Origin of the sequence: Streptomyces sp. SID3343 (genome assembly GCF_009865215.1) — a bacterium.
GTDB lineage: Bacteria > Actinomycetota > Actinomycetes > Streptomycetales > Streptomycetaceae > Embleya.
This window is the reverse complement of sequence record NZ_WWJX01000892.1, coordinates 1-2,591: the sequence shown is the minus strand read 5'-3', so window position 1 is coordinate 2,591 and position 2,591 is coordinate 1. Positions and strand designations below refer to the sequence as shown.

Annotated in this window: 1 protein-coding gene; it reads right to left on the bottom strand. The window is 69.4% G+C overall.

Annotated features, from left to right (window positions below):
- Positions 1-2,369: DUF1906 domain-containing protein (locus GT354_RS27630; protein WP_161359093.1), on the bottom strand; the 2,369-nt coding region annotated here is incomplete at its 3' end.
- Between the last annotated feature and the right edge of the window lie 222 nt (positions 2,370-2,591).

The window sequence follows — 2,591 nt, the reverse complement described above, 5'->3', positions numbered from 1 at the left end:
ATGGCGGCGAGTGTGGCTGCGGTGAGGGGGACGATGTGTGCGTCGGTGGTGGGGGTGGTGGGGGTGCGGGTGGCGTTGGTGACGAGCCAGGTTTGGGTGGTGCCGGGGCCGCGGACGAGGGTGCCGTTGCGGGGTGTGGTGGGGAGTTGGTTGGTCCAGGTGGTGGGGGTGGTGACGGTGTGGGTGATGTCGTAGCCGGCGTCGGTGAGGTCGGTGACGGTGGGGACGGTGAGCTTGGCGCCGCCGGCGAGGAGGTAGACGGTGGGGTCGGGGCCGGTGCGGACGAGGGTGCCGTCGGCGGGTTCGGTGGGCAGGGTGTTCATGTGGGTGGTGGGGATTTTGACGGTGTGGGTGATGTCGTAGCCGGCTTGGGTGAGTTCGGTTTCGGTGGTGAAGGGGATTCGGGCGCCGCCGGCGGTGACGTAGACGGAGGCGTTGTCGCCGGTGCGGATGAGGGTTGCGTCGGGGATGGTTTGGGGGAGTGTGTTCAGGTAGGAGGTGGGGATTTTGATGGTGCGGGTGATGTCGTAGCCTGCGACGGCGAGTTCGTCGGCGTCGTTGAACGGGACGCGGGCGCCGTTGACGGTGACGTAGACGGTCGGTTCGGAACCGGTCCGAATCAGCGTGCCGTCGGTGGGCTTGGTGCGCAGCCCCGAGACGTAGGACGTGGGCAGCACCACCGTGCGGGCGATGTCGTAGCCCGCGGCGGCGAGTTCGGCCTCGTCCAGGAACGGGATGCGGGCGCCGTTGACGGTCACGTACACCGTGGAGTTCGGTACGGTGCGGACCAGGGTGCCGTCCGCGACACCCTCCGGCAGCGTGGCCATGAACGACGACGGCACCACGACGGTGTCGGCGATGTTGTAGCCGGTCTCGGCCAGGTCCGCCTCGTCGCTGAAGACGACGCGGCCGCCCCCGGCGGTGAGGTAGACCTTCGGGGAGGGACCGGTACGGATCAGCGTGCCCGGACGCGGCTGGTGCGACGCGCCGCCGATGTAGCCGGCGGGCACGTTCTGGAACGGGCTGGAGGCGTAACCGGCTTCGGTGAGTTCGGCCATCGACCCGAAGGTGAGCAACGCGCCACCCGCGGCCACCGCCATCGAACCGCCGGGCTCACGCACCAGCGTTCCGTTGGGCAACCTCGACGGATCGACGGGCGTGGTCGGCGTCTCGGCCAACGCGACGTCGAGGTAGTTCCGGTCGATCTGCAACTGGTGACCGCCGTAGGACTCGGTCACGTTGCCGGCGTACTGGTGAACGCGCTGGTGATTGCTCCACAGGCTGTCCGAGATCGCGGGTTCGGCGGTGTCGGCCCGGTTGTTCCAGTTCGCCGTGAAGATGACGTCCGGCATCGCGTAGCCCGAGACGTTGTTCGCCAGATCGCGGATACCGCTCGAAGAACTGCTGTAGACCGCCGACTTGTAGCCGCGGGCGTGCACCTGCTGCGTCCACGCGGACAGGAAGGAGAGCACCGTGCCGCGGTAGGCCGAGGAGTAGTTCTCCATGTCGTAGTACAGGACCGAACCCGGTCCGAAGCCAAGGCTTGCGGCCTGGTTCGCCGCGTCGTCGGCGGAACTGCGGCCCTGCGCCACCGGCGAGGATATCCTGTCGGCCTGGACGCCGACGTAGAGCGGTAGGAAGTGCCAGCCGGCGGCGGCCTGTTGCTGAACCCACGCGCTCGTGAGGTTGGGCTGTCCGCATGCGCGCTTGGAGCCGCCGATGTACACGCCGACCGCGCGATACGGCGAGTCGTTCCGCCACGCGTTCATCAACGACGAACTCGGCGCGGTACACGCGTCGAAGCCCTTGCCGGTGTAGTTCGTCGAGCCCTGCGCGATCGCCGCAGCCGCCTGCTGCGGGACCGCCGCCGCGCGCGGTGCGACCACGGGGCGGCGCGACGCGGACGGAAGAGCCGCGGAGTCGATGATCGAGCGTACGACCGGACTCGCCTCCGCGTAGGTGGCGGTGATCCGAATTCGCGGCGCGGTGACGGTGATCTCCTGCGAGACGGCGTTGTCGATCGTGCCCGAACCGCCGGTGGATCCGTCGTCGGGGGCGATCACGATCGCCTCGGTGCGGCCGATCAGGTGGCTCGGGCACACCTGGTCGGCGCCGGGGGCTCCGAGGTAGACGGCGTGTTGATCGAAGCGGACACACGTGGTGGGGTCCGCCGCCACATCGATCACCGGCCATTGGGCGGGCACGGTGAACGAGTAGCCGGCGTACGACACCGTGCGGGTCGTGGACGGATCGGCCGCACCTGCGCCGCCCGCAGCACCTGCGGCTCCGGCGGACCCGGCGAGGGCCGATGCGATCACACCGGTGAGGGCGAGCGCCTTGGCGACTTTCCTGCGCGTGGACCTGGGCATGCGAATGGTCTCCTGTTCGTACGAGGCCGTGCTCGGTCGGGCCGCGAGCGGCCTCTGTCAGCGAATGTTCGGAGTGCGCGGGTGAAGCCTCAGCCGGCGATCGGGATGGCGGCGAGTGTGGCTGCGGTGAGGGGGACGATGTGTGCGTCGGTGGTGGGGGTGGTGGGGGTGCGGGTGGCGTTGGTGACGAGCCAGGTTTGGGTGGTGCCGGGGCCGCGGACG